We start from the raw sequence: 24,308 nt of genomic DNA, 5'->3' as shown, positions 1-24,308 counted from the left end.
GGCGCAGGTTAGCAACGCATCCTCCTGCACCTGTAGACCCGCAGGATTGAGTTCTTTATAAAGAGATTCTTACGAATCCAAGGGCTCAAATGGACCAGCTCAACGCCATCCGCAGTTTCATCAAGGTTGTCGAAGCCGGCAGCATTGCCGCTGGCGCCCGCAGTCTGGGGCTCAGCCCGGCCGCGGTCAGCCAGAACCTGGCTCGGCTAGAGGGCCACTTGCAGGTGCGACTGCTCAGCCGTACCACACGCAGCATGGCTGTGACCCCCGCTGGCGCCCAGTATTACGAGCGTGTGAAGCATATCGAGCGTGACCTGGCGCTGGCCGAACAGGCGGTCACCACCCCCGACAGCGAACCCCAGGGGCGGTTATGTATTGCCTCGACTTCAGCGTTCGGTCGTCACGTGCTGGCGCCGCTGATACCTGCCTTCAGTGCCCGCTACCCATTGCTTTCGATAGAGTTGGTAACGACTGATCGCCGAGTGAACCATGCCCGAGAAGACGTCGACGTGAGCCTGCGTATTGCCCCTCAGCTGGAAGACCAGCTAATGGCCCGGCACATTGCCCGTATCCCGTTCATCTGCTGCGCCTCACCCGGTTACCTGCAAAGCGCTGGCGTACCCGCCACGCCTGAGGCCCTGCGCGACCACCGCTGCCTGGTGTTTCGCTATCCGGTGGATGGGCGCTTTCTGCGTTGGGGCTTCATGCGCGACGGCCTGCGCTTCGAGGCGGAATTCGGCAGCGTATTGATCAGCGATGACATCGATGCCCTGACCCAGATGGCCCTGCACGATGGTGGCATCACCCGCCTGGCCGAGTTCATCGTGCGGCCACACCTGGCCTCCGGTGCGCTGGTGCCCTTGTTCGAATACAGCGACCGCGGGCAAGCCTACGCCCAGACCGAGCCGATGGATATCTACCTGTGCCTGGCCGACCGTTTTGCCATGACCACCAAGGTACGCGTGTTCATGGATTATCTGCGCGAGTGCCTGGGTGACAGTTGGCAGGTGCAGGCATGAAAAAACCGCCACGGGGGCGGTTTTTTGTGTGGCGGGTACGAATCAGAAGCGGTAGGTGAGCGAAGCACCGATACCGTGGGCGCTGTTTTCGTACTTGGCCTGGTAGCTGCCTTTGGTTGCGCTTACCTGATTGACCTTGGTGTCTTCTTCCCACAGATAGGAATAGGCCACGTCGATGGTCATGTCGTCGTTCGGGCTCCAGCCGGCACCCAGGCTGAACACTTTGCGGTCGCCGGTCGGGATGCGTGGCGAGCGGTCGTGGTTGTTGGTCGGCGACTGGTCGACGGTGAAGCCGGTACGCAGTACCCATTCCTTGTTGACCTTGTACGACGCACCAATCGCGTGGGCCCAGGTGTCATGCCAGTTCTGTTCTTCGGTGATGGTCTGGAACGCCGAACCTGCCAGTGGGGCCGGCACATCGTTCTGCACGGTGATGTCTTTCAGGCGGCTCCAGCGGGTCCAGGTGCTACCTGCGTACAGGGTCCACTGGTCGTCCAGCTCATGGGTAACCGAAAGGTCGACAGACTCGGGCGTCTTGATCTTCAGGCTGGCGTCGAACTTGTTGCCGTTGAATGGCCCGATCAGCGGCGTGCTGACGCGGGTCTTGCCTTCGAGCTTGTAGTCGACCATCGAGTGGTAGGTAAGGCCGACGCGGGTGCGGTCGGTGGCTTGTACCAGGATACCGATGTTGTAGCCAACGGCGGTATCGTCGCCCTTGATCTTCACTTCGCCATCGTTACGGCCAGGCGTGAACGGGTTGATCAGGTTTGAGCCCAGCTCACCCTTGATGCGGTTGATGGTCGGGCCGAAGCCGATCGAGACCTTGTCGTTGAAGGCATAGCTGACAGTCGGCTGGAAGGTGACAACCTCGACGTGGCTCTTCTTGCCCCAGTAGCGTGCGGCGTCATCGCTGCCGTAGTCGGTTACCAGGCCGAATGGTACGTAGACGCCGAAACCGACGCTCCAGTGGTCGTCGATCGGCTTGACGTAGTAACCCATCGGTACGCCAACCAAAGGCACCATGTCACCATCGGTTTCCCCCCCGAGGTTGCTGCCCCGGCCCGAGATGTCGGACTTGGCGATGACGGCAGCGCCGCCCACGGTGAATTGTTCGCGTTTGAGGCGGGACATGCCTGCCGGGTTGCCAAACACGGTGCTGGCATCTTCGGCAGAAGAGGAACGTCCCGCGAAACCTGTCCCCATGCTGCTGATGCTCTGTTCGTTGAGCGCGAAGCCGCTGGCGAGCAGTTGGCTGGAAGCAAGAGCAACGGCTACGCCGAGGGAGGTTTTGAGCATGACTTTTTTCATTATTAGAAAACTCCTTGGGATCTCCGGGGCGAAAAGCTACCAACAAATCACGCGCTGCGCTATAGCCTCAATCGCAGGAGTTAGAGCGGTTTTGTAGGACAATCCGACCAAAATTCCCTTTTTTCCGGTATTTTTGTAGGACGCGTCTCAAGATGCCTGTGGCAAGCTCCGATCTATGCAGGTATGCCAGGCGTGAGTGAAGTCGCGCAGGCGACCTTGGGGGTTGAAAATCTGTCGCCAGATGCGCGCCAGTGCCAGTAAATCGTCGGCAGCTGGCAGCGGCGTGGCCTGTTCTTCGACGAGCATCCAGGCAATGGCGGTGGAGTAGCGCAGGTTGACGGTGAGCTCCAGGTGCGGCCCGCCAAGGAAGGCGTGCTGGCTGGCCAGGCCGCGGACCAGACTGGCCAGGTCGGGATCACGGGCCAGGTAGTCGTCCCAGAGTGCCTGATGGCGGTGTTCGCCAATGCGGTAAAGGCCATGCCCACGTCGGTCGTGCAACGCTGACCCGAGTGCCGATTGGCTGGCGGCGATGCCCAGCAACAAGGCCTCGGCGCTGGCGCAGTGACGGTTCAGGTAGACCAGGGTGGGTCGGATCACATACTGACACAATTCATTCGCCGCGATACCCATGATGCCCTCGAGCAGATAAGGGCCGGACGGGCGCTGGAGCTTGGCAGCTGGTGAATGATCAGGCCCGCCGGAAGCGGCAAGGACCGCTCGAGTTGAAGTGTAGTGTGATAATCGTGGTGTAAAGGGCTGTTTTTAAATCGTTTGCTGCCTGACATACCGGGCTATATGCCCTCAGGCAATTACGCCGGGTACGTTCAGGCAGACTGGCGATGGGGTGATTCAGCGCTTGAATACTGCAGTATTCGCGGCTCACGCGGTAAGCGATTGGCGAGTACGGGCGATGACCGCCTGCAGCGGCTCGCTACGGCTGTACTGTTCAGGGTACAGGCGCTCGGTGTGGCAAGCGACGCCGTGTTCGTCTACCAGGGTGAAGCTGAAGCTGCCCTTGCGAGGGGCAACGATAAGGCACTTCAACGGCGAGAAGGCCTGGGAGAGGGTGCCAATGGCAGCCTGAATTTGATGATGGGTATGCATATTGTTGGAGGTTCCTGCTTTAAACACGGGGATTATGATCCGTGCATGATAGAAACGTTCCAGTGACGCCTTTATTAAGGGACGAACGAACCTGACTGGAACAGGGCAGCCAGAGGGAGCGCAATCAAAGGTGGGCGCTTGGGCTGACTGGTAGGTACTTCGGAAGGCAGGCAGCACGCCGGGGCCAAGGTTCTAGGCCGTCGGGGTGGAATCCTGATCAATCTGTCACGTGATTCGTGCTTGAGCAGCCTGAGGCTGGCGAGGGAATCATCGATTAGGCCGGTCCTGCTTTCAGCAGCGCCACTCTTGGGAGGAGGGGTTGCAAGGACGCTTGCGGCCAGAATTGACTTTCAGCTTGGTACTAACAAGGCGCACCTTACTGGAAATGCAGACGCTTGGCAAGCACTACGTTCGTTCGGGTTAGCCGCGCAGTATGGCGTGTATTGGCATTGCTGTGAAGAGGGGGCAAATGGACCGTATCCAGGTTGATGTGCCCATTTCGTGCACTCGGATGGCGGTTTATGGTGCACTTGTTCACATTCGGGGCAACGGTTGTAACAGCCCGGCAACACGCATCGACAGCCTCGCCAATGCCTTGACTGCGCGGTTAAGTCAATGAAAAAAAACACTATTTTTAGCTGGTGAAAAAATCGTCAGTTTGACGCAAAGCCCCAATCCACGGGGCTTTGCGCGGTGTGTGAGAGGGTTGTCCACCGAGTTATCCACAGGAACTGTGGATTGTCCCGAGCGCTTGCTCTAGGACGGGCGTGCTAGCAAAGCAGTGAACTGTCCGACAATCGACATGCCTCGACAGACCGATTGGTCATCCCCTCGAAAACGTCAAGAAAAGATCATTTAAATTTTTTTCAATTCTCCAGAAATCGACAGGCCGCGGCGGAAAAAAAAGAGTAGAGTGGCGCGCCTTTCGAGTTGCCAAACCTGTTACTCATGAAGTTCCGTAGCAAACACCTCGCCAGCCCTGCGCCATCGACGCCTCCCCCCAAACGCTTTTCACTGAAAGTTGCCTTGTGGTTGCTCGACAGCCCGCGCCTGGGTGACAAGCCCCAGGTCAAGCACTTGGCTGGGCGCCTGTTGAAACAGCCGGCGCGCCAAGGCGTTGTGGTCGCACAAAGCCGCCTGGGGCAGATGCTGTGCCGTGATTGCGGCAATGCCCGTGACCGGCGGATTGGCCATGAACTGCTGCGTCAGGCCGCCCGCGCCGGTGATCGGCGGGCGCAACTGGAATATGCACGGTTGTGCCAGCACACGGAGCCTGAGCAGGCACGGTACTGGCTGGAGCTGGCGGCGGGGCAGGGGTCGCAGGAAGCGCGGCGGTTGCTGCGCCAGTGGTTCTCGGGCTGAGCACTCGGGCTGCAACAGGCAACACGCCCGCCGGGCTGATAAGCTGCGCATCAATCATCCAGGATCGTTCGGGGTAAGCATGACAGTGGATCTGGCCAGCATTCTGCTGGGCTTGGTGGCAGGCGCGTTACCCTGCCTGGGGTGGGTCATGCAGGTGCAGCGCCGCCAGGGCGCGCGACAAGGTGAGCAGGCGTTGCTTGAAGAACGCCTCAATGCCGCCCAGCTGGCCCAGGCTGGCCTGCAAGCGCAGTTGGAGGCCAGCCGCGATGAAGTCAGCGACCTCAGCGAAGCCAACACCGTCAAACAGACTCAGTTGGCCGCCCAGGGCCGTGAGCTGGAACTGCTGCAAGTCGACCGCGACAATGCCCGCGATGCCGCCCACGCCTGGAGCCTGGAGCGCGCCAGCCGGGAGGCTGAACTGCGCCGCCTGGAGGCCCAGACCGCACGCCTGGAGGCCGAGCTGCGCGAGCAGCAGGAAAGCCATCAGCAACGCCTCGAAGACCTGCAGGAAGCTCGCGATACCCTGCGCGCCCAGTTCGCCGACATGGCCACCAAGATCTTCGACGAGCGTGAGCAGCGCTTCGCCCAGACCAGCCAGCAGCATCTGGGCCAGTTGCTCGACCCGCTCAAGGAGCGTATTCATGCCTTCGAAAAGCGCGTGGAAGAAAGCTACCAGCAAGAGGCCCGCGAACGCTTTTCGCTAGGCAAGGAGCTGGAGCGCCTGCAGCAGCTCAACCTGCGCTTGTCGGACGAGGCCACCAACCTTACTCAGGCCTTGAAGGGCCAGAAAACCCAAGGCAACTGGGGTGAGCTGATTCTTGAGCGGGTGCTGGAGCATGCAGGCCTGGAAAAGGGCCGCGAGTACCAGACCCAGGTCAGCCTGAAAAGTGCCGACGGCGAGCGTTTCCAGCCCGATGTGCTGATCATGCTGCCCGGCGACAAGCAGGTGGTGGTGGACGCCAAAGTCAGCCTCACGGCGTACCAGCAGTTCGTCGCCGGCAACGACGAGGCCGCGCTCAAGCAGCACGTGCAGTCATTGCGCAGCCACGTCAAAGGCCTGTCGAGCAAGGATTACAATCGCCTCGAAGGCCTGCACAGCCTGGATTTCGTGCTGCTGTTCGTGCCTATCGAGGCGGCCTTCTCGGCAGCCTTGCAGGCTGAGCCCAACCTGTTCCAGGAAGCCTTCGACCGGCAGATCGTGATTGTCAGCCCCACCACCTTGCTGGCGACCCTGCGGGTGATCGACAGCCTGTGGAAACAGGAGCGTCAAGGCCAGAACGCCCGCGAAATTGCCGAGCGCGCCGGTTGGCTGTACGACAAGTTCGTGCTGTTCATCCAGGACCTGGACGAGCTGGGCAGCCGCCTGCAGCAGGTGGACAAGGCCTATGCCGCAGCCCGCAACAAATTGTGCGAAGGGCGCGGCAATCTGGTCAGCCGCAGCGAACAGCTGAAACTGCTGGGCGCCCGTGCCAGCAAGAGCCTGCCGGCAGACTTGCTGGAACGGGCGCTGTCCGACGAGGTGCCCGATGCAGCGGTTACTGAACCAGGCTCAGATGGCGGTTGAGCATGGCGCGCAGAGCCGCCGGCTTGACCGGCTTGGCCAGGTAGTCCAGGCCAGATGCATGCACCATGGCGATGGTTTCCTTGCTGCCGTCGGCACTGATCACCACCCCTGGCACCGGTTCACCCAGGCGCGCGCGTAGCCAGCCCATCAGCCCGATGCCGGTCTCGCCGTCATCCAGGTGGTAGTCCACCAATGCCAGGTGCGGGCGCATGCCCTTGGCCAGCAGGGCCTCACATTCGGCCTGGTTACGCGCGGTCCATACCTGGCAACCCCATCGGCTGAGCAGGCTGTTCATGCCGATCAGGATGCTGTCTTCGTTGTCCACGCACAGCACCTGCAGCCCGGCCAGCGGTTGGCCACCCTGTTCCACCGGGGCGCTCGGCGCCGGTGCGGGCTGGCGGGCAATCGGCACGCAGACCCGGAACACCGTGCCTTTGCCCGGCCATGAGCGTACTTCCAGCGGGTGCCCCAGCACCCGGCACAAGCCGTCGGCAATTGCCAGGCCCAGGCCCAGGCCTTTTTCGGCGCGGGTCTGGTGGCTGTCCAGGCGTTTGAACTCCTGGAAGATCACCTGCAGCTTGTCGTCGGCAATGCCCGGCCCCCGGTCCCACACTTCCAGCCACAGGCGTTCGCCCTGGCGGCGAGCACCCAGCAGGATCGGGCTCTTGCCATAACGCAGGGCATTGGTGAGGAAGTTCTGCAGTACCCGCCGCAGCAGCTTCATGTCGCTGTCCACCCGCAAGCGGCTGCCACGCAAGCGGAACTCCAGGCCTTTCTCGGCCGCCAGTACCTTGAATTCTGCCCCCAGGGTGTCGAACAGTTCGTTGAGGGCAAAGGGCTTGGCGTCCGGAGTGATCTTGCCGTTTTCCAGGCGCGAGATGTCCAGCAGGTCGCTGATCAGCTCTTCGGCCGAGCGCAGCGAGCTGTCCATGTGCTGCACCAATTGCTGGGCCTCTTCGTTCATGCCCTCGGCCTGCTGCGACAAGGCGGCGGAGAACAGCCGGGCGGCGTTCAGCGGCTGCATCAAGTCATGGCTGACCGCAGCCAGGAAGCGGGTCTTGGACTGGCTCACTGCTTCGGCATGGCTCTTGGCTTCCGACAGTGCCTGATTGAGCTGCGACAGCTCTTGGGTGCGCTCTGCCACCCGTTGTTCCAGGCCTTCGTTGGCGTCGCGCAGGGCCTGCTCGGCCTCGCGGAACGGGGTGATGTCGGTGAAGCTCATGACGAAGCCGCCGCCTGGCATCGGGTTGCCGATCAGCTCGATCACCCGGCCATTGGGGAACAGCCGTTCGGAGGAGTGCGCACGGCCCTGGCGCATCCAGTGCAGGCGCCGCGCCACATGCACCTGCGCTTCGCCCGGGCCGCACAGACCGCGCTCGGCGTTGTAGCGGATGATGTCGGCAATGGGCCGGCCCACGCTGATCAGGCCGTCGGGGTAGTTGAACAGCTCCAGGTAGCGCCGGTTCCAGGCCACCAGGTGCAGGTTCTGGTCGACCACGCTGATGCCCTGGTTGATGTTCTCGATGGCGCCTTGCAGCAGGGCGCGGTTGAACTGCAGCACTTCGCTGGCTTCGTCGGCGATGCGCACCACATCTTCCAGCTGCATGTCGCGGCCTTCGATGGCGGCCTTGACCACGGCGCGGGTCGACGAGGTGCCCAGTACCCCGGCCAGCAGGCGTTCAGTGTGCTCGATCCAGTCGCCGTCGGCGTTCTGGTTGGGGTTGAAGCCCTTGCCCTGGCGGTAGGCGAAGCGGATGAAACTCTGACGTGCACGCTCTTCACCCACAAAGCGCGAGGCGAGGGTCAGCAGGTCGTCGATCTGTACCGCCAGCAGCGGCTTGCTGCTGGGCCGCGCGGTTTGCTGGCCAATGAAGCGGCCGGCCTGCCAGTGCTCGGACACCCGCGTGCGCGAAAGCACCGAGACCCAGGCAAACAGGGTGAAGTTGCCCGCCAGTGACAACACCACGCCCTGGGTCAGCGGGCTGATAGGCAGGCCCAGCGGGTTGCCGTGCAGCCACGCCAGCCCCGGGAACAGTTGCAGTGACCAGCCAAGGCTGTGCGCGGTGATCGGCAGCACCAGGGTGTAGAACCACAGGAAGATACCCGCGGCAAGGCCGGCGAACACGCCGCGCCGGTTGGCCTGCTTCCAGTACAGCGCGCCAAGCATGGCCGGGGTTAGCTGGGTCACGGCGGCGAAGGCGATCTGGCCGATGGTCGCAAGGCTCGCGGTGGACCCCAGTAAGCGGTAGCTGACGTAGGCCAGCAACAGGATCACCACGATGGTCACCCGGCGCACCGAGAGCATCCAGTGGCGGAACGCCTCGAACGGCCGCTCGGCGTTGTTGCGGCGCAGCAGCCAGGGCAGCAGCATGTCGTTGGACACCATGGTCGACAGCGCCACGGCTTCGACGATGACCATGCCGGTGGCCGCCGAAGCGCCGCCAATGAACGCCAACAGGGCAAGGCTCGGGTGTGCCTCGGCCAGCGGCAGGCTGATGACGAACGAGTCGGAAATCACCGTGCCCGGCAGCAACATCTGCCCGGCCAGGGCAATCGGCACCACGAACAGCGCGGCCAGTGCCAGGTACATCGGGAACACCCAGCGCGCCAGGCGCATGTCCTGGGGTTCGATGTTCTCTACCACGGTGACATGGAACTGCCGCGGCAGGCAGATGATCGCCATCATCGCCACGGCGGTTTGCACCACCATTGATGGCCAGTTGATGGTCTCCTGCCAATAGTCCTGCAAGTGGATCGACTGGCGAGCCTGGCTGAACAGGTCGTCGAAGCCGTCATACAGGTTGAAGACGATAAAGATGCCCACCGCGAGGAAGGCCAGTAGCTTGATCAGCGATTCGAAGGCAATTGCCAGCACCATGCCGCGGTGGTGTTCGGTCACATCCAGGCTGCGTGTACCGAACACAATGGCGAACAGCGCCAGCACCAGCGACACCACCAGTGCGGTGTCCTGCACGCGGGTGCCGGTGGCATCGGCGTTGGCGCCGATCAGCAGGTTCACGCCCAGCACGATGCCTTTGAGCTGCAAGGCGATGTACGGCAGCACACCGACCAGGCAAATCAGCGCCACCACGACCGCCAGCGTCTGCGACTTGCCGTAGCGGGCGGCGATGAAGTCGGCGATCGAGGTGATGTTCTGCTGCTTGCTGATCAGCACCATCTTTTGCAGCACCCAGGGCGCGAAGATCAGCAGCAGCACCGGGCCCAGGTAGATCGGCAGGAACGCCCAGAGCTGTTCGGCGGCCTGGCCGACCGCACCGAAGAAGGTCCAGCTGGTGCAATACACGGCCAGCGACAGGCTGTACACCCAGGCACGCAGTTTCGGCGGCAACGGCGTGCTGCGGCGGTCGCCATAGAAGGCGATGGCGAACATGACGGCCATATAGGCCAGGGCGACCACGGCGATCAGCCCGCTGGACAACGACATGAAGACTCCGAAGCAAAAAAGATAACGCGGTCCCGATCAATCAGTCTGGCACGCAGGTGCCGCTTCGTCAGCGCAGACGATGGTTGTAGGCGTGAGCTTGCTCGCGATTGACCTGAAACAACACATCAATCTTTTCGGGTACCCAACCCGTAAAACACCCCCGCCAGTATCACCGACAATACCAACAGGTAGAAGATCGCCCCCGGCCACAGGTGTACCAGGGCGAACCCCACCATCACCGGCCCCAGTGCCGCCCCCAGGTTGGACAGGTTCTGTGCGCCGTAATACACCCCGCGCAAGTGCTCCGGCGCAATCAGGTCGATGAACATGTACTCGGCGGGGATCACGATGATTTCGCCCAGGGTGAACACCAGCATCGCCAGGCACCAGGCCAGCACCGAACCTGCCGATGCAAAGCCCAGCAGCCCGGCGATGAACAGGGCCATGCCGGCCAGCAACCAGGGCATCAGACGCTGGCGGCTGATACGCCGGCCAATCAGGTACTGCAGGGCAATCACCGTTATTGCGTTGGTGGTCACCAGATAGCCGACCAGGCGCGCCGCCTCGGTCGGGCTGCTGGTGACGACCAGGTACTGCGAGAGGTAGGCCGTGAACTGGCCAAACACCACCGCACTCAACACCCCGCCCAACGTGAAACACACCAGCCGGCGGTCACGCGCCAGCCCCAGCGCCACTTGGCCGAAACCGGCCGCAGGCTTGTCGGCACTTGCCAGCAGGCTGCGGTCGCCCAGGCACCAATAGGCCAGGCACATGGCCAGGCCAAGCAGGGCAGAGGCGATGAATGGCATGTGGTCGTTCAGTTCCAGCATGGCCACACCCAGTAAAGGGCCGGCGGCGTAACCAACGTTGCTCAGGGTGTACTTGATGGCGAACACCTCGGCCCGTTGCTCTACCGGCAGCAGGGCGCAGAAGCCGGCCTTGGCGGCGATGTCGACCACCGCAAGGGCCAGGTTGATCAGAACCAGGCACAGGAAAAACAACAGCGCCGAACGGCTGGCGACCGCACCGACGAAGGCCAGGGCGAACGACAGGGTGCTCGCGCTGACCAGGGTGTGGTTGCGCAAGGTGTCGACCAAGTGGCCGCCATACAGGCTCAGCAGCGAGGCGATGATCAGCGCGCCACCGATCAGCAAGCCGATCTGGCTGATCGGCAGCTGGAAGTTGTCGGCCAGGTACACCACCAGGTAGGGCAGGGTGAGGGCACGGGCGACGGTGAGGGTGAAGGTGGTCAACAGCAACAGGCGTACGGTGTGCGGGTAGCGTTTGATGGCGGCGAGCATTGCCACGTCCTTGTTGTTCTGGTTTCCCGGCCACAAGCATAAGCCAGGCACTGTGTCTGGCGACAGGCGGAGGATTGACAGCCCGCCACCCGCGGGGAATACTCTCGCAAAATTCATATATATGTTTAGATAACAAGACGAGAGCGAGACCCATGCACCCATTGACCGGTGATGCTCGACTGCCCCGCTACCAACAATTGCGCGACCACATGGTCGAGCAGATTGCCAATAACCGCTGGCGCCCGGGCGAGGCGATCCCGACCGAAGCGGCCCTGGCCACCGAATTCGAGATGTCGGTCGGCACCGTGCGCAAGGCCGTCGATGTGCTGGTCGCCGAAGGCGTGCTGGAACGTCAGCAGGGACGCGGCACCTTCATCCGCCGCCCGCAGTTCCAGTCTTCGCTGTTCCGCTTCTTCCGTTTCGAGGCTGCCAATGGCGAGCGTGTGGTGCCAGAAAGCCGCATCCTGTCCATCGAGCCGCTCGCAGCGCCATCGGCGGTGGCCGAGGCCTTGGGCCTGGCGGTGGGCGCCGAAGTGATCCGTATCATTCGTACCCGTCTGCTGGGTGCCCAGCCCGTCCTGGCCGAAGAAATCTGGCTGCCGCGCCAGACCTTCCAGCCATTGCTGGACGTGGAGCTGAACAGCAAGGGGCCTCTGCTGTACCCGATCTATGAAGCACTGTGCGGCCAGGTGGTCGCCTACGCCGAAGAGACCCTGACCGCCGAAGCGGTCGACGCAGTGCATGGCCGCTTGCTGCAACTGCCGGCCGACAGCCCGGTGGTGGTGATCGAGCGTCTGGCCCGTGACTACGCCGGCAAGCCCCTGGAATGGCGCCGCTCGCGCGGCCATGCGCAGCACTTCCGCTACCGCATCGATATCCGCTAAGCCGGCCGCTTCACCCGTTTTACCTGTCTGCGCCGCGTTGCCACGGCGCAGTGGCTTCGCCTGCCCGTAACACACACACGACCAAGAAGGATAACAATCATGTTCAGCTGGTATCGCCAGATCACCTCACGGGAACGCAAGACGTTCTGGGCCTGCTTCGGCGGTTGGTCGCTCGATGCGCTGGAAGTGCAGATGTTCGGCCTGGCCATCCCCGCGCTGATCGCTGCCTTCTCTCTGACCAAGGGCGATGCCGGCCTGATCAGCGGCCTGACCCTGGTGACCTCGGCGATCGGCGGCTGGCTGGGTGGCACCTTGTCCGACCGCTACGGCCGCGTGCGTACCTTGCAATGGATGATTCTCTGGTTCTCCTTCTTCACCTTCCTTTCGGCGTTCGTCACCGGCTTCTACCCGCTGCTGTTCGTCAAGGCCATGCAAGGCTTCGGCATTGGCGGTGAATGGGCGGCTGGCGCGGTGCTGATGGCCGAAACCATCAACCCGAAATACCGTGGCAAGGTCATGGGCACGGTGCAAAGCGCCTGGGCCGTGGGTTGGGGCCTGGCGGTGGCGCTGTTCACGCTGATCTACTCGCTGGTGCCGCAGGAATTCGCCTGGCGGGTGATGTTCTTCGTCGGCCTTTTGCCAGCGCTGCTGATCATCTGGGTACGCCGCAACGTGCCAGAGCCGGACAGCTTCCAGCGCCTGCAAAAAGAAAAGGCCATCCCCGCCAGCTTCCTGCAATCGATGGCTGGCATCTTCCGCCCGGAACTGCTGCGCGTGACCCTGCTCGGCGGTTTGCTCGGCCTCGGTGCCCACGGTGGCTACCACGCAGTCATGACCTGGCTGCCGACCTTCCTCAAGACCGAACGCAACCTCTCGGTGCTGAACTCGGGCGGCTATCTGGCGGTGATCATCCTGGCGTTCTGGTGCGGTTGCGTGGTCAGCGGCCTGTTGATCGACCGCATCGGTCGGCGCAAGAACATTCTGCTGTTCGCCCTGTGCTGTGTGCTGACCGTACAGGCTTATGTGTTCTTCCCGCTGACCAACACGCAAATGCTGTTCCTCGGCTTCCCCTTGGGCTTTTTCGCCGCCGGCATCCCGGCCAGCCTGGGCGCGTTCTTCAACGAACTGTACCCGGCCGATGTGCGCGGTGCCGGGGTGGGCTTCTGCTACAACTTCGGCCGTGTGTTATCAGCGGTGTTTCCGTTCCTGGTCGGCCACATGAGTGAGTCGATGTCGCTGGGCAGTGCCATCGGCATCGACGCCGGCATTGCCTATGGCGTGGCGATGATCGCCGCCCTCTGCCTGCCGGAAACCCGTGGTCGCAACCTTGAATCTGCACCTGCGCCGGAAATGGCTGGCGCTGCCACCAAGTAACTTCACCTTGTTTGTATGAGAACCATGCCCGACGCTCCTGCTTTGCACCTGACCGCCATCGACACCCACGCCCACGTATTCAGCCGCGGGCTGAACCTGGCCAGCGAGCGGCGTTACGCGCCCAGCTACGATGCGCCGCTGGGCGACTACCTGGGCCAACTGCTGGCCCATGGTTTCAGCCATGGCGTGCTGGTTCAGCCCAGTTTCCTGGGCACCGACAACCGCTACCTGCTCAGCGCCCTGCAAACGGTGCCGGGGCAGTTGCGCGGGGTGGTGATGCTGGAGCAGGACGTCGAGCGTGAGAGGCTGGATGAGATGGCCCGGCTAGGCGTGAAGGGCGTGCGGCTGAACCTCATGGGCCAGGCGTTGCCCGACCTCACCGGTGCCCAGTGGCGGCCCTTGCTTGAACGCATTGGCGAGCAGGGCTGGCACCTGGAGCTGCATCGCCACGTGGCGGACATTCCGGCACTGGTGCGGGCGCTTGAGCCTTATGGGCTGGACATCGTGGTCGATCATTTCGGCCGGCCTGATGCCCGCCGTGGCCTGGGCCAACCGGGTTTTGCCGAGTTACTGACCCTGGGTGGGCGGGGCAAGGTATGGGTGAAGGTATCGGGTATTTATCGGTTGGAAGGCTCGCCGGAACAGAACCTCGCCTTCGCCCGGCAGGCGCTGTGTGCGCTGGAAGCGCATTACGGCGCCGAGCGGCTGATGTGGGGCAGTGACTGGCCACATACCCAGCATGAGTCGGCGGTGGGTTTCAGTACGGCTTTGGAACAGTTTGAGGCCTTGGGGTGTTCGGCGGAGTTGCGTCGGGCGCTGTTGGTGGATACAGCGCGAGCGTTGTTCGGCTTCGAATGATGGGCTGTTTCTGAGGCGACCTGGTCATTGTGGGCGTGAAGGTGCTTGCCAGTGCACGCATTTCCCATGCAGATTTGTGGCCTGACGCGCCCGGCGCGCCTCCAATTGAAAAGCCCTCAGGACCAAGGACGATGAGTCACTCCTCGCAATTCACCTTGCTCGGCAAGCGGCGCTTCCTGCCGTTTTTCATCACTCAGTCACTGGGTGCATTCAACGACAACCTGTTCAAGCAGTCGCTGATCCTGGCGATCCTGTTCAAGCTCAGCCTGGGCGACGGTGACCGTTCGATCTGGGTCAACCTGTGCGCCTTGCTGTTCATCCTGCCGTTCTTCCTGTTCTCGGCACTGGGTGGGCAGTTTGGTGAGAAATTCGCCAAGGACGCGTTGATCCGTGCGATCAAGCTGGCCGAGATCGTGATCATGGCGATCGGTGCGCTGGGCTTTATCACCAACCACCTGACGCTGATGCTGGTGGCCCTGTTTGGCATGGGCACTCACTCGGCGCTGTTCGGCCCGGTGAAGTACTCGATTCTGCCGCAGGCCCTGCGCGAAGAAGAGTTGGTCGGCGGCAACGGGCTGGTGGAAACCGGCACCTTTCTGGCCATTCTCGCCGGCACTATCGGCGCCGGGGTGATGATGTCGGCCGACAGCTACGCCACGGTGGTGGCGGGTGGCGTGGTCGGCACCGCAGTGCTCGGTTACCTGGCCAGCCGCTGGATCCCGCGGGCCGCTGCCGCTTCGCCGAGCATGCCGCTGGACTGGAACATCTTCAAGCAGTCGTGGGCGATCCTGCGCATGGGCCTGGGCCAGCCGCCGGCCGTGTCGCGCTCGATCGTCGGCAACTCGTGGTTCTGGTTCGTCGGGGCCATCTACCTTACGCAGATTCCGGCCTACGCCAAGGACTGGCTGCACGGTGACGGCACGGTGGTCACCCTGGTGCTGACACTGTTCTCGGTGGGCATTGCCCTGGGCTCGCTGCTGTGTGAGCGGCTGAGCGGGCGCAAAGTGGAAATCGGCCTGGTGCCGTTCGGCTCGTTCGGCCTGACCCTGTTCGGCCTGCTGTGGTGGTGGCATTCCGGCGATGTGCCTGCTGCAGCGGTCCCGCACGACTGGCTGACGCTGCTGGGCATGGGGCAGGCCTGGTGGATCCTGCTGTCGATCGTTGGCCTGGGCGTGTTCGGCGGCTTCTACATCGTGCCGCTGTATGCCTTGATCCAGGCCCGCACGGCCGAGGATCAGCGCGCGCGGGTGATCGCGGCCAACAACATCCTCAATGCATTGTTCATGGTGGTGTCGGCGGTGCTCACCATCATCCTGCTGGGGCTGGCGGGCTTCACCATCCCGCAGCTGTTCCTGGTGGTGTCGCTGCTCAACATCGCGGTCAACGCCTATATCTTCAGGATCGTGCCCGAGTTCACCATGCGTTTCCTGATCTGGCTGCTCAGCCATTCGATGTACCGCGTGCAGCATCGCGACCTGGAGCGCATCCCCGATGAAGGTGCGGCGCTGCTGGTGTGCAACCACGTGTCGTTCGTCGATGCGCTGCTGCTGGGCGGGGCGATCCGCCGGCCGATCCGCTTTGTCATGTACTACAAGATCTACAACCTGCCGGTGCTCAACTTCGTGTTCCGCACCGCTGGCGCCATCCCGATCGCCGGGCGTAACGAAGACCTGGCCACCTATGAGCGGGCCTTCGCGCGCATTGCCGAGTACCTGGCCGACGGCGAGCTGGTGTGCATCTTCCCGGAAGGCAAGCTGACCGGCGATGGTGAGATCGATGTGTTCAAGGGCGGCGTGAACCGCATTTTGGAAGAAACGCCGGTGCCGGTGATTCCGCTGGCCTTGCAGGGGCTGTGGGGCAGCTTCTTCAGCCGCGACCCGGCCAAGGGCTTTTTCAAGCGCCTCTGGTCGCGGGTGACCATCGTGGCCGGCGCCGCCATCCCGGTGGAGGCAGCGCGGCCAGAAACCTTGCGCGAGCAGGTCAGCCGCTTGCGCGGCAACCTGCGTTAGGGGGGAGGGTTAGCTGGCGCTGACTTTGAGGCCGACCAGGCCGCAGACGATCAGCGCCACGCTGACCAGCCGTACCAGGGCCATGGATTCGCCGAACAGGATGATGCCGGCGATCACCGTGCCGACGGCACCCACGCCGGTCCAGATGGCATAGGCGGTGCCAAGCGGCAGCTCTTTCATGGCCAGGCCCAGCAGGCCCAGGCTGATGACCATGGCGCCAACAGTAAGCACGGTGGGAATCGGCTTGCTGAAGCCGTCGGTGTATTTCAGGCCAACGGCCCAGCCGACCTCGAACAGGCCGGCGAAGAACAGGATGATCCAGGACATAGGTGTGTCTCCATCGTTTGAATGATGGGGCCGTCCCCGGAATGGTCACGCGGTGCGTCGTGAGGTCGTCCTCACAGTGACGCCATGGTGCCCAACCGTTCCCCGCCAGGCAAGTTCCAGTTAAGCGTAAGCGCTAGCCGATCAGAATCGGTACACGCCCACTTTATGGATATGCACAACAAAGTGGCTACCGGCACCTTTGGCGGCCTTGCACTGGCTGTTGTTCGCTGTCCACACCCGACCACCCTTGGTTGACACTGTTATAGCCGCTTCAGGTGTAGAGCGCGGTACCAGAACTTCCCCATCCTGCCTACGGATTCGCCAAGGGCGGCTCGATCCGGAGTAAAGTCCCAACCGGCCATCATCGTTCAGACTCAGGACGCGATCAGACTTGCTCCCGCCGTTGGTAAACTCTTTGATGATATAGATGTCGCCATCATCCTCTTGATAGCAACCGAACCATAATGTCACCGGCAGCACCTGCGCATCCATGATGCGTAACCAGCCACTGTCGTCGATGCGTATGGGGCGTCTTTTTCCATCCTCTTCCAGGTAAATATCGCCAGTGAAAGTTTTCGAGGTGTCTAGCCTGGAGTCATCCATTGTCATCTCTATCATTCAGTCATGTGATTTAAACGGCAGGCAACGGCGCCCGCCACCGCACACCGAACGTATCTACATGGCAGAACGATACGCAGACAGAAGCTTTTCCTGGAATGCTCAAGTTGTCGGAAGGTCAGGCAACCTCCGTATGCCGAAAGGCGGGTGCGGGCAGAAACATGTCATTCAGGCCAGCACCGGCATTTCAAGACACATCAGACGCCTTGCGGAATCTCCTCCCCACCCAGCGCCTCGAACAGCACCGGCAGGAACTCGGCAAAGGTCATCATCATCAGCTGGAAGCTGGCATCGAACTGCTGCGCTGCCTCATCACCACCATCCTGCTCGGCCTGCTCCTGCAGCAGCTCTTCGAACTTCAGGCGCTTGATCACCATCTTGTCGTCCAGGATGAACGACAGCTTGTCCTGCCAGGCCAAGGCCAGCTGGGTCACCACTTTGCCGGTGCTCAGGTGCAGCTGGATTTCCTCGCCGGTCAGGTCCTGGCGTTTGCAGCGCACGATACCGCCGTCTTCGGCGGTGTCGCGCAGTTCGCACTCGTCCAGCACATAGAAGCCTTCGGCGGCCTGCTGCGACTTGACCCAGTCGGTCATGGTGGCAACCGGTGCAATTTTTACGGTGGCCGGGCGTACCGGCAGCGAGCCCATCACTTCACGCAGGGTCGACAGCAGGTCTTCGGCACGTTTGGCGCTGGCCGAGTTCACCAGGATCACGCCCTGGCGCGGGGCGATGGCAGCGAAGATCATCGAACGGCGGATGAACGCGCGCGGCAGGAAGGCCTGGATGATCTCGTCCTTGATCTGGTCGCGCTCCTTTTTATAGACCTTGCGCATCTGCTCGGTCTCGATCTCTTCGACCTTTTCCTTGACCGCGTCGTTGACCACGCTGCTCGGCAGGATGCGTTCTTCCTTGCGCGCGGCAATCAGCAGGTACTCGCCGCTGACATGCACCAGGGGAGCGTCTTCGCCTTTGCCGAACGGCGCGACGAAACCATAGGTGGTCAGCTCCTGGCTGGCGCAGGGGCGGGCCGGCTTGCTGGCCAGGGCGGCTTCCAGCGCTTCAGGCTCGAACGGGACTTCCTGGGTCAGGCGGTAGGTCAGCAGGTTCTTGAACCACATGAGGGGCAACTCTCCTTAATGCATAAGGCGGGCATTATTCTCCGTGTGGTGATCTGAGGCCAGCCCTGTCACAGGGCCAGCAGCCGCTTCTGCCTCAAAGAAACACCCGGCAACGCTAGGTCTTTGAAAGGCATGAAGTTTTTTTTGAAGAAAGTTTAAAAAGTGCTTGCCAGGGTGCAGGGCCGTCCGTAGAATGCGCGCCACACCGAGACGAAGGGTGATTAGCTCAGCCGGGAGAGCATCTGCCTTACAAGCAGAGGGTCGGCGGTTCGATCCCGTCATCACCCACCACTCGATGTATAGCGCAGCGGTAGTTCAGTCGGTTAGAATACCGGCCTGTCACGCCGGGGGTCGCGGGTTCGAGTCCCGTCCGCTGCGCCATATTCCACTTCCAGGGCCCACTGAACACCCGGAAGTAACAGAGAAAGCGACCTTAGGGTCGCTTTTTTTGTGCCTGGAATTTGATGTTTGATCAAAGTTTAAAAAAACTGCGATAAGTGCTTGCCAGAGCTGCAAGTCGCCCGTAGAATGCGCGCCACACCGAGAGACATGGGTGATTAGCTCAGCCGGGAGAGCATCTGCCTTACAAGCAGAGGGTCGGCGGTTCGATCCCGTCATCACCCACCACTCGATGTATAGCGCAGCGGTAGTTCAGTCGGTTAGAATACCGGCCTGTCACGCCGGGGGTCGCGGGTTCGAGTCCCGTCCGCTGCGCCATATTCCACTTCCAGGGCCCACTGAACACCCGGAAGTAACAAAGAAAGCGACCTTAGGGTCGCTTTTTTTGTGTCTGAGTTTCAGGTGTCAGTGTTCTTCCTCCCGCAGCGTCAGCACCTCAAACCCTTCTTCAGTCACCGCTACCGTATGCTCCCACTGCGCTGACAGGCTGTGGTCACGCGTAATTACCGTCCAGCCATCCTTCAGCGCCCGGGTGCCACGTCCACCCTGATTGATCATCGGCTCGATGGTAAACACCATTCCCGGCTTGAGCTGCATGCCCATGCCACGCTGGCCGATGTGCAACACTTCCGGCGCTTCATGCATCTGCTGGCCAATACCGTGCCCGCAATATTCGCGCACCACGCTGTAGCCCGCTGCCTCGGCATGGGCCTGGATGGCATGGCCGATATCGCCCAGCGTGGCCCCGGGGCGCACCTGTTCGATGCCTTTCCACAGCGCATCGTAGGTAGTGTCGACCAGGCGCCGGGCTTCATCGCTGATTTTCCCGATGCAGTACATCTTCGACGAGTCGGCGATGTAGCCGCCTTGCTCCAGGGTGATGTCGACGTTGACGATCGAGCCTTCCTTCAACACTTCATCGACCTTGGGTATGCCGTGGCACACCACGTGGTCCACCGAGGTATTCAGCGAATAGGGGAAGCCGTACTGGCCCTTGCTCGCAGGCCGGGCCTTGAGTGTGTCGACGATGAACGCCTCGGCGCGGTCGTTGATTTGCATCGTCGTGATGCCGGGGCGGATGAAGCTGTCGAGTTCGGCGAACACCTGGGCCAGCAATTGGCCGGCGCGGCGCATCAGGTCGAGTTGGGTGGGGGTCTTGAGGATCACTTGGGACATGGGGGGGAGGGCGGTTGCTCATGCTGGAATGTGCCCCAGCATAGCGCCAGGGGACCCCGGGTTGCCACCGTGTGGTGCGAAACCTGTGGCGGCTTCTTCGCGGTCACGCCCGCTCCCACAGGTGCGGCACCGCCCTCAGGCTTTGCGATATCCCTGTGGGGCGGGCGTGCCCGCGAAAGGGCCGGTACATCTGGCCCATTAATTGCTGACTTACTCCTCATCCAGGGCCATCAACGTCGACAGCCCACAAAACCTCACGACAAAGGCGCCGTGTTGCCCCTCGCTTGCATCAGCAAGCCGGGGCAGCCGGCGCCTTTTTGCGTTCCCTACAGGAGCCCGCCCATGGCCAACACCGCAGTACGCAGCGTTTGCCCCTATTGTGGCGTCGGCTGCGGCATCGTCATGAGCGTTGCCGACGGCAAGGTCAGCAAGGTCAGCGGCGACAAGCAACACCCCGGCAACTTCGGCCGTCTGTGCACCAAGGGTCTCACTGCGCACCTGCCGCTGACCGCCGCCGGGCGCATGGAAGACGCCTATGTACGGCAGCAGCGAAACCAGCAGCCGGCGCGCACCGGTATCGATCAGGCCATCGCCGAAACAGCCGCACGCCTGCGTGGCATCGTCGACCAGCACGGCCCCGATGCCGTCGCGCTGTATGTGTCCGGGCAGATGTCGCTGGAAGCCCAGTACCTGGCCAACAAACTGGCCAAGGGCTTTATCCGCACCCGCCACATCGAGTCCAACTCGCGCTTGTGCATGGCCAGCGCCGGCAGTGGCTACAAGCTGTCGCTTGGCGCCGATGGCCCACCCGGCAGTTACCAGGATTTCGAGCACGCCGACGTATTCCTGGTGATTGGCGCCAACATGGCCGACTGCCACCCGATCCTGTTCCTGCGTTTGCTCGACCGGATCAAGGCCGGTGCGAAGCTGATTGTGGTCGACCCACGGCGCAGCGCCACCGCCGACAAGGCCGACCTGTTCCTGCAGGTACGCCCCGGCAGCGATATGGCCTTGCTCAACGGCCTGTTGCATCTGCTACACCGTAACGGCCACACCAACCCTGGCTTCATCGCCCGCTTCACCGAAGGTTGGGACGAACTGCCAGCCTTCCTCGATGACTACAGCCCTGAGCGGGTGGCCGCCATCACCGGGTTGGCCGAGGCCGACATCATCAAGGCCGCCGAATGGATCGGCGGTGCCAGCAACTGGATGAGCTGCTGGACCATGGGCCTGAACCAGAGCATCCACGGCACCTGGCACACCAATGCGATCTGCAACCTGCACCTGGCCACCGGCGCCATCTGCCGCCCCGGCAGCGGGCCGTTCTCGCTGACCGGTCAGCCCAACGCCATGGGCGGCCGTGAGATGGGCTACATGGGGCACGGCTTGCCAGGCCAGCGCTCGGCGCTGGTGGAAGCCGACCGTGCCTTTGTCGAACAGCAATGGCAACTGGCACCTGGCAGCCTGCGCCGCGAAGGCGGCGAGGGCACGGTGGCGCTGTTCGAACAGATGAAAGCCGGTGAAGTGAAGGCTTGCTGGATCATCTGCAGCAACCCCGTGGCCAGTGTCGCCAACCGCCAGCAAGTGATCGACGGCCTGCATCAGGCCGAGCTGGTGATTACTCAGGACGCTTTCCTCGACACCGAAACCAATCGCTACGCCGACATTCTGCTACCGGCCGCGCTGTGGGCCGAAGGCGAGGGTGTGATGATCAACAGCGAGCGCAACCTTACCCTGATGCCGCGCGCCGTCGAGCCGCCAGGGCAGAGCTTGCCGGACTGGCAGATCATTGCCCGTGTGGCTTGCGCCATGGGTTATGCCGACGCCTTCGATTACGCCGATGCCGAAGCGGTGTACGAGGAAATCCGTCGCTTCCATAACCCTGCCACCGGGTACGATCTGCGCGGCATCGGTTATGCCGAACTGCGTGGGCAACCTCGCCAGTGGCCTTGCGCGCCTGGCCGTGACAGCGACCGCAGCCCGTTGCGCTACCTGAATGACGGCAGCAGCCAGGTGCTGCTGCACGATGCCCAGGGCCAGCGCCCGGCGTTGGCCTTCCCGACCGCCAGTGGCAAAGCCCGTTTCTTCGCCCGGCCTTGGTTGCCGGCACCGGAGTTGCCGAATGACGACTACCCCATGGTGCTGAATACCGGCCGTGTGCAGCACCAGTGGCACACCCTGACCAAGACCGGCAAGGTGCCGGCATTGAGCAAGCTGGAGCCCGGCCCTTTCGTCGAAATTCACCCCGAAGATGCCGCCAGGCTGGGCGTTACCGAGAAAGACCAGGTGGCCATTCGTTCGCGCCGTGGCCAGGCCGTGCTACCCGCACGCATCAGCGACCGGGTCATGCCAGGCAACTGCTTCGCACCGTTCCACTGGAACGATGTGGTCGGTGAGCAACTGGCAATCAATGCCGTCACCTGCGATGCGGTTGACCCGCTGTCGCTGCAACCCGCGTTCAAACACTGCGCCGTGGCCCTGGAGCGGGTCGCAGGCGAACGCATCGATACCCTTGAACTGAACACTGCCATTGCGGAGTCAGCCCGAATGCCAACTGCCACCCTGTCTCGTCTGCTTGGCCTGGACACCCTGCCAGCCCCGGTGTTGGCAGAAGAAGAGCGCCATTACCTGCAAGGCTTTCTGCTGGGCCTGGACCAAAGCCGTGCCGAAGGCGTACCCAGCCTGCCGGCCAATGCACCGCTGGCCGCCAGCCGTCGGCTGTTCGTCGACGGCTTGCTGGCCGGTCTGTTTGCCCAGCCTGCGGCATTGCCCGCTGCGGCGTTGCCGGCGCCACGGCATCAAGTGCTGTGGGCCTCGCAGACCGGTAACGGCGAACTGTTGGCCGAGCGCTGTGCCCAACGCTTGCGCGGTGCCGGTCTGGAGGTGCAGCTCAGTTGCATGGAAGCCGTTAGCCCGCGCCAGCTACAAGGCGCCGCCAGCGTGCTGCTGATCGCCAGCACCTTTGGCGATGGCGACGCGCCAGACAGCGCCAGGGCATTCTGGCAGGCATTGCAGGGCGAAGAGGGCACCCTCTGCGCCGAGCTCCCCTATGCCGTGCTGGCCTTGGGTGACTCAAGTTACGACCAGTTCTGCGGTTTTGGCCGCAAACTCGACCAGCGCCTGGCTGAGCTGGGTGGGCGGCGCTTGTTGCAGCGGGTGGACTGCGAGCCCGACTTTGACGAAGCGTTCTGCGGCTGGCTCGAAGCGCTGCTGCCCTCGCTGGGCACTGCTGCCACACCACAACCGGTCAATGAGCCTGCGCCGGTCACGATCTATGGCAAGCAGCAACCCTGGGCCGCCGCCTTGGTGGAAAACCGCCTGCTCAATGGGCCCGGTGCAAGCAAGGAAACCCGGCAACTGGTGTTCGACCTGAGCGGCAGCGGCTTCAGCTATGCAGCTGGTGATGCCCTGGGCGTATGGCCGCGCAATTGCCCGACGCTGGTCGATGAACTGCTGGCGCTGACGCAGCTCGATGGCAAGGCCATGGTCGAGTTGAAAGGCCAGCCTGCCATGCCACTGGCCGAAGCCCTGCAAGCGCATCTGGAGATTGCCAAGGTGACCCCGCAACAACTGCAGGCCTTTGCCGGCAGTGCCCCGGACCTGCAGCGCCTGTTACAGCCCGAGTGCAAAGCCGAGCTGCAGGACTGGCTGTGGGGCCGACAGCTGGTCGATGTGCTGCGTGCTTTCCCTCAAAAACTGCCGCTGGCCAGTTGGCTCGACCTGCTCAAACCGTTGCAGCCACGGCTTTACTCGATCAGCTCCAGCCCATTGGCGCATCCGGATCAGGTGCACCTGACCGTTTCCACCGTGCGCTATGGCGAGCGTAAAGGCGTGTGTTCCAGCTTTCTGGCCGACCGTGCCCAGGCGCTGAAAGTGGCCATCTTCCCACAGGTGTCGAAGCACTTCCGGCTACCCGAGGATGACAGCGTGCCGGTGATCATGGTTGGCCCTGGGACTGGCATTGCACCGTTTCGTGCGTTTCTGGAGGAGCGAGAAGCGCGGGGCGCGAAAGGGGGCAACTGGCTGTTCTTTGGTGAGCAGTATGCGGCGACCGATTTCTATTATCAGGAGCAGTTGCAGGCTTGGCAGGCAAGCGGTCATCTGCGGCTGGATACCGCGTTTTCCCGTGACCAGGCCAAGAAAATCTATGTGCAGCAGCGCATGCTCGAACAGGGCGCGCAGCTGTGGCAATGGCTGGAGGCGGGGGCGTACTTCTACGTGTGTGGTGATGCCCAGCGCATGGCCAAGGATGTAGATGCGGCGTTGCGTGAAATCATTGCCGAGCATGGTGGCGTGGATGCGGATACCTACATGGAGGCCTTGAGCAAGGCCAAGCGGTATCGGCGGGATGTTTACTGAAGTGCTCCAGGATGGGGAGCGTTGCACCTTGAATGTGCATTGCCTGTGGCGGCCTCTTCGCGGGTAAACCCACCCCACAGGTA

At 62.5% G+C, this 24,308-nt stretch carries 17 protein-coding genes and 4 tRNA genes; 12 read left to right on the top strand and 9 right to left on the bottom strand.

Features of this window, described 5'->3' with window-relative positions; translation table 11 throughout:
• Window positions 1–89 precede the first annotated feature (89 nt).
• Entirely contained in the window at window positions 90–1,019 is a 930-nt protein-coding gene (locus D906_RS15600) for a LysR family transcriptional regulator (protein WP_027615809.1), read from the top strand.
• A gap of 42 nt (window positions 1,020–1,061) precedes the next feature.
• Here D906_RS15600 and D906_RS15595 read toward each other — a convergent pair whose 3' ends face one another.
• From D906_RS15595 to D906_RS15585, 3 genes are all read right to left on the bottom strand, one after another.
• Window positions 1,062–2,327 carry an OmpP1/FadL family transporter gene (locus tag D906_RS15595; protein ID WP_019097077.1) on the bottom strand — a complete coding sequence of 422 codons (1,266 nt, stop codon included), beginning with the start codon at window positions 2,325–2,327 and terminating at the stop codon, window positions 1,062–1,064.
• 147 nt (window positions 2,328–2,474) lie between these two features.
• Window positions 2,475–2,957 (bottom strand): hypothetical protein, encoded by a 483-nt coding sequence (locus D906_RS15590; RefSeq protein ID WP_019097078.1) that lies wholly within the window; start codon window positions 2,955–2,957, stop codon window positions 2,475–2,477.
• A 249-nt stretch (window positions 2,958–3,206) separates the two neighbouring features.
• Window positions 3,207–3,431 carry a hypothetical protein gene (locus D906_RS15585; protein ID WP_016715487.1) on the bottom strand — a complete coding sequence of 75 codons (225 nt, stop codon included), beginning with the start codon at window positions 3,429–3,431 and terminating at the stop codon, window positions 3,207–3,209.
• Between the two features lie 948 nt (window positions 3,432–4,379).
• On the opposite strand from D906_RS15585, the gene D906_RS15580 reads away from it, so the two are divergent.
• Entirely contained in the window at window positions 4,380–4,793 is a 414-nt protein-coding gene (locus tag D906_RS15580; protein ID WP_033693674.1) for a tetratricopeptide repeat protein, read from the top strand.
• A gap of 193 nt (window positions 4,794–4,986) precedes the next feature.
• On the top strand, window positions 4,987–6,357 hold the full coding sequence (rmuC, locus tag D906_RS15575; RefSeq protein ID WP_161751474.1) for a DNA recombination protein RmuC: 1,371 nt from the start codon (window positions 4,987–4,989) through the stop codon (window positions 6,355–6,357).
• Here rmuC and D906_RS15570 read toward each other — a convergent pair.
• A complete protein-coding gene (locus tag D906_RS15570) occupies window positions 6,329–9,802 on the bottom strand; it encodes a hybrid sensor histidine kinase/response regulator (RefSeq protein ID WP_019097080.1) in 3,474 nt (1,157 codons plus the stop codon). The genes rmuC and D906_RS15570 overlap by 29 nt on opposite strands.
• A 125-nt stretch (window positions 9,803–9,927) precedes the next feature.
• Window positions 9,928–11,103 (bottom strand): MFS transporter, encoded by a 1,176-nt coding sequence (locus tag D906_RS15565; RefSeq protein WP_019097081.1) that lies wholly within the window; start codon window positions 11,101–11,103, stop codon window positions 9,928–9,930.
• Window positions 11,104–11,255: 152 nt separating this feature from the next.
• On the opposite strand from D906_RS15565, the gene D906_RS15560 reads away from it, so the two are divergent.
• From D906_RS15560 to D906_RS15545, 4 genes are all read left to right on the top strand, one after another.
• Window positions 11,256–11,987 (top strand): GntR family transcriptional regulator, encoded by a 732-nt coding sequence (locus tag D906_RS15560; protein WP_019097082.1) that lies wholly within the window; start codon window positions 11,256–11,258, stop codon window positions 11,985–11,987.
• Window positions 11,988–12,086: 99 nt separating this feature from the next.
• Window positions 12,087–13,361, top strand: a complete 1,275-nt coding sequence (locus D906_RS15555; protein ID WP_027615808.1) for an MFS transporter — start codon at window positions 12,087–12,089, stop codon at window positions 13,359–13,361.
• A gap of 24 nt (window positions 13,362–13,385) precedes the next feature.
• Complete coding sequence (locus D906_RS15550) at window positions 13,386–14,219, top strand: amidohydrolase (RefSeq protein ID WP_027615807.1); 834 nt, start codon at window positions 13,386–13,388, stop codon at window positions 14,217–14,219.
• A 131-nt stretch (window positions 14,220–14,350) separates the two neighbouring features.
• A complete protein-coding gene (locus D906_RS15545; RefSeq protein WP_019097085.1) occupies window positions 14,351–16,228 on the top strand; it encodes a 1-acyl-sn-glycerol-3-phosphate acyltransferase in 1,878 nt (625 codons plus the stop codon).
• A 9-nt stretch (window positions 16,229–16,237) separates the two neighbouring features.
• Here D906_RS15545 and sugE read toward each other — a convergent pair whose 3' ends face one another.
• The 3 genes from sugE to rdgC all read right to left on the bottom strand — a co-directional run bounded on the left by sugE (window position 16,238) and on the right by rdgC (window position 18,291).
• On the bottom strand, window positions 16,238–16,555 hold the full coding sequence (gene sugE / locus D906_RS15540; protein ID WP_012270979.1) for a quaternary ammonium compound efflux SMR transporter SugE: 318 nt from the start codon (window positions 16,553–16,555) through the stop codon (window positions 16,238–16,240).
• 141 nt (window positions 16,556–16,696) lie between these two features.
• Window positions 16,697–17,158: a hypothetical protein gene (locus tag D906_RS15535; protein WP_019097087.1), complete on the bottom strand. Its 462-nt coding sequence runs from the start codon at window positions 17,156–17,158 to the stop codon at window positions 16,697–16,699.
• A gap of 212 nt (window positions 17,159–17,370) precedes the next feature.
• On the bottom strand, window positions 17,371–18,291 hold the full coding sequence (gene rdgC, locus D906_RS15530; protein WP_016715497.1) for a recombination-associated protein RdgC: 921 nt from the start codon (window positions 18,289–18,291) through the stop codon (window positions 17,371–17,373).
• Between the two features lie 215 nt (window positions 18,292–18,506).
• On the opposite strand from rdgC, the gene D906_RS15525 reads away from it, so the two are divergent.
• From D906_RS15525 to D906_RS15510, 4 genes are all read left to right on the top strand, one after another.
• A tRNA-Val gene (locus D906_RS15525) sits at window positions 18,507–18,582 on the top strand.
• 13 nt (window positions 18,583–18,595) lie between these two features.
• Window positions 18,596–18,672, top strand: a tRNA-Asp gene (locus D906_RS15520).
• 170 nt (window positions 18,673–18,842) lie between these two features.
• Window positions 18,843–18,918: transfer RNA gene (locus D906_RS15515), tRNA-Val, on the top strand.
• Between the two features lie 13 nt (window positions 18,919–18,931).
• Window positions 18,932–19,008 (top strand) — tRNA-Asp (locus D906_RS15510).
• 87 nt (window positions 19,009–19,095) lie between these two features.
• Here the strand turns inward: D906_RS15510 and map are convergent.
• Complete coding sequence (map, locus tag D906_RS15505) at window positions 19,096–19,866, bottom strand: type I methionyl aminopeptidase (protein WP_027615904.1); 771 nt, start codon at window positions 19,864–19,866, stop codon at window positions 19,096–19,098.
• A 342-nt stretch (window positions 19,867–20,208) separates the two neighbouring features.
• Here map and D906_RS15500 point away from each other — a divergent pair, with 342 nt between their 5' ends.
• Window positions 20,209–24,225 carry a bifunctional nitrate reductase/sulfite reductase flavoprotein subunit alpha gene (locus tag D906_RS15500; RefSeq protein ID WP_027615903.1) on the top strand — a complete coding sequence of 1,339 codons (4,017 nt, stop codon included), beginning with the start codon at window positions 20,209–20,211 and terminating at the stop codon, window positions 24,223–24,225.
• Window positions 24,226–24,308 lie beyond the last annotated feature (83 nt).

Source organism: Pseudomonas sp. LAIL14HWK12:I1 (assembly GCF_003202095.1).
Lineage (GTDB): Bacteria > Pseudomonadota > Gammaproteobacteria > Pseudomonadales > Pseudomonadaceae > Aquipseudomonas > Aquipseudomonas monteilii.
This window is presented reverse-complemented; position numbering and strand designations above follow the sequence as displayed.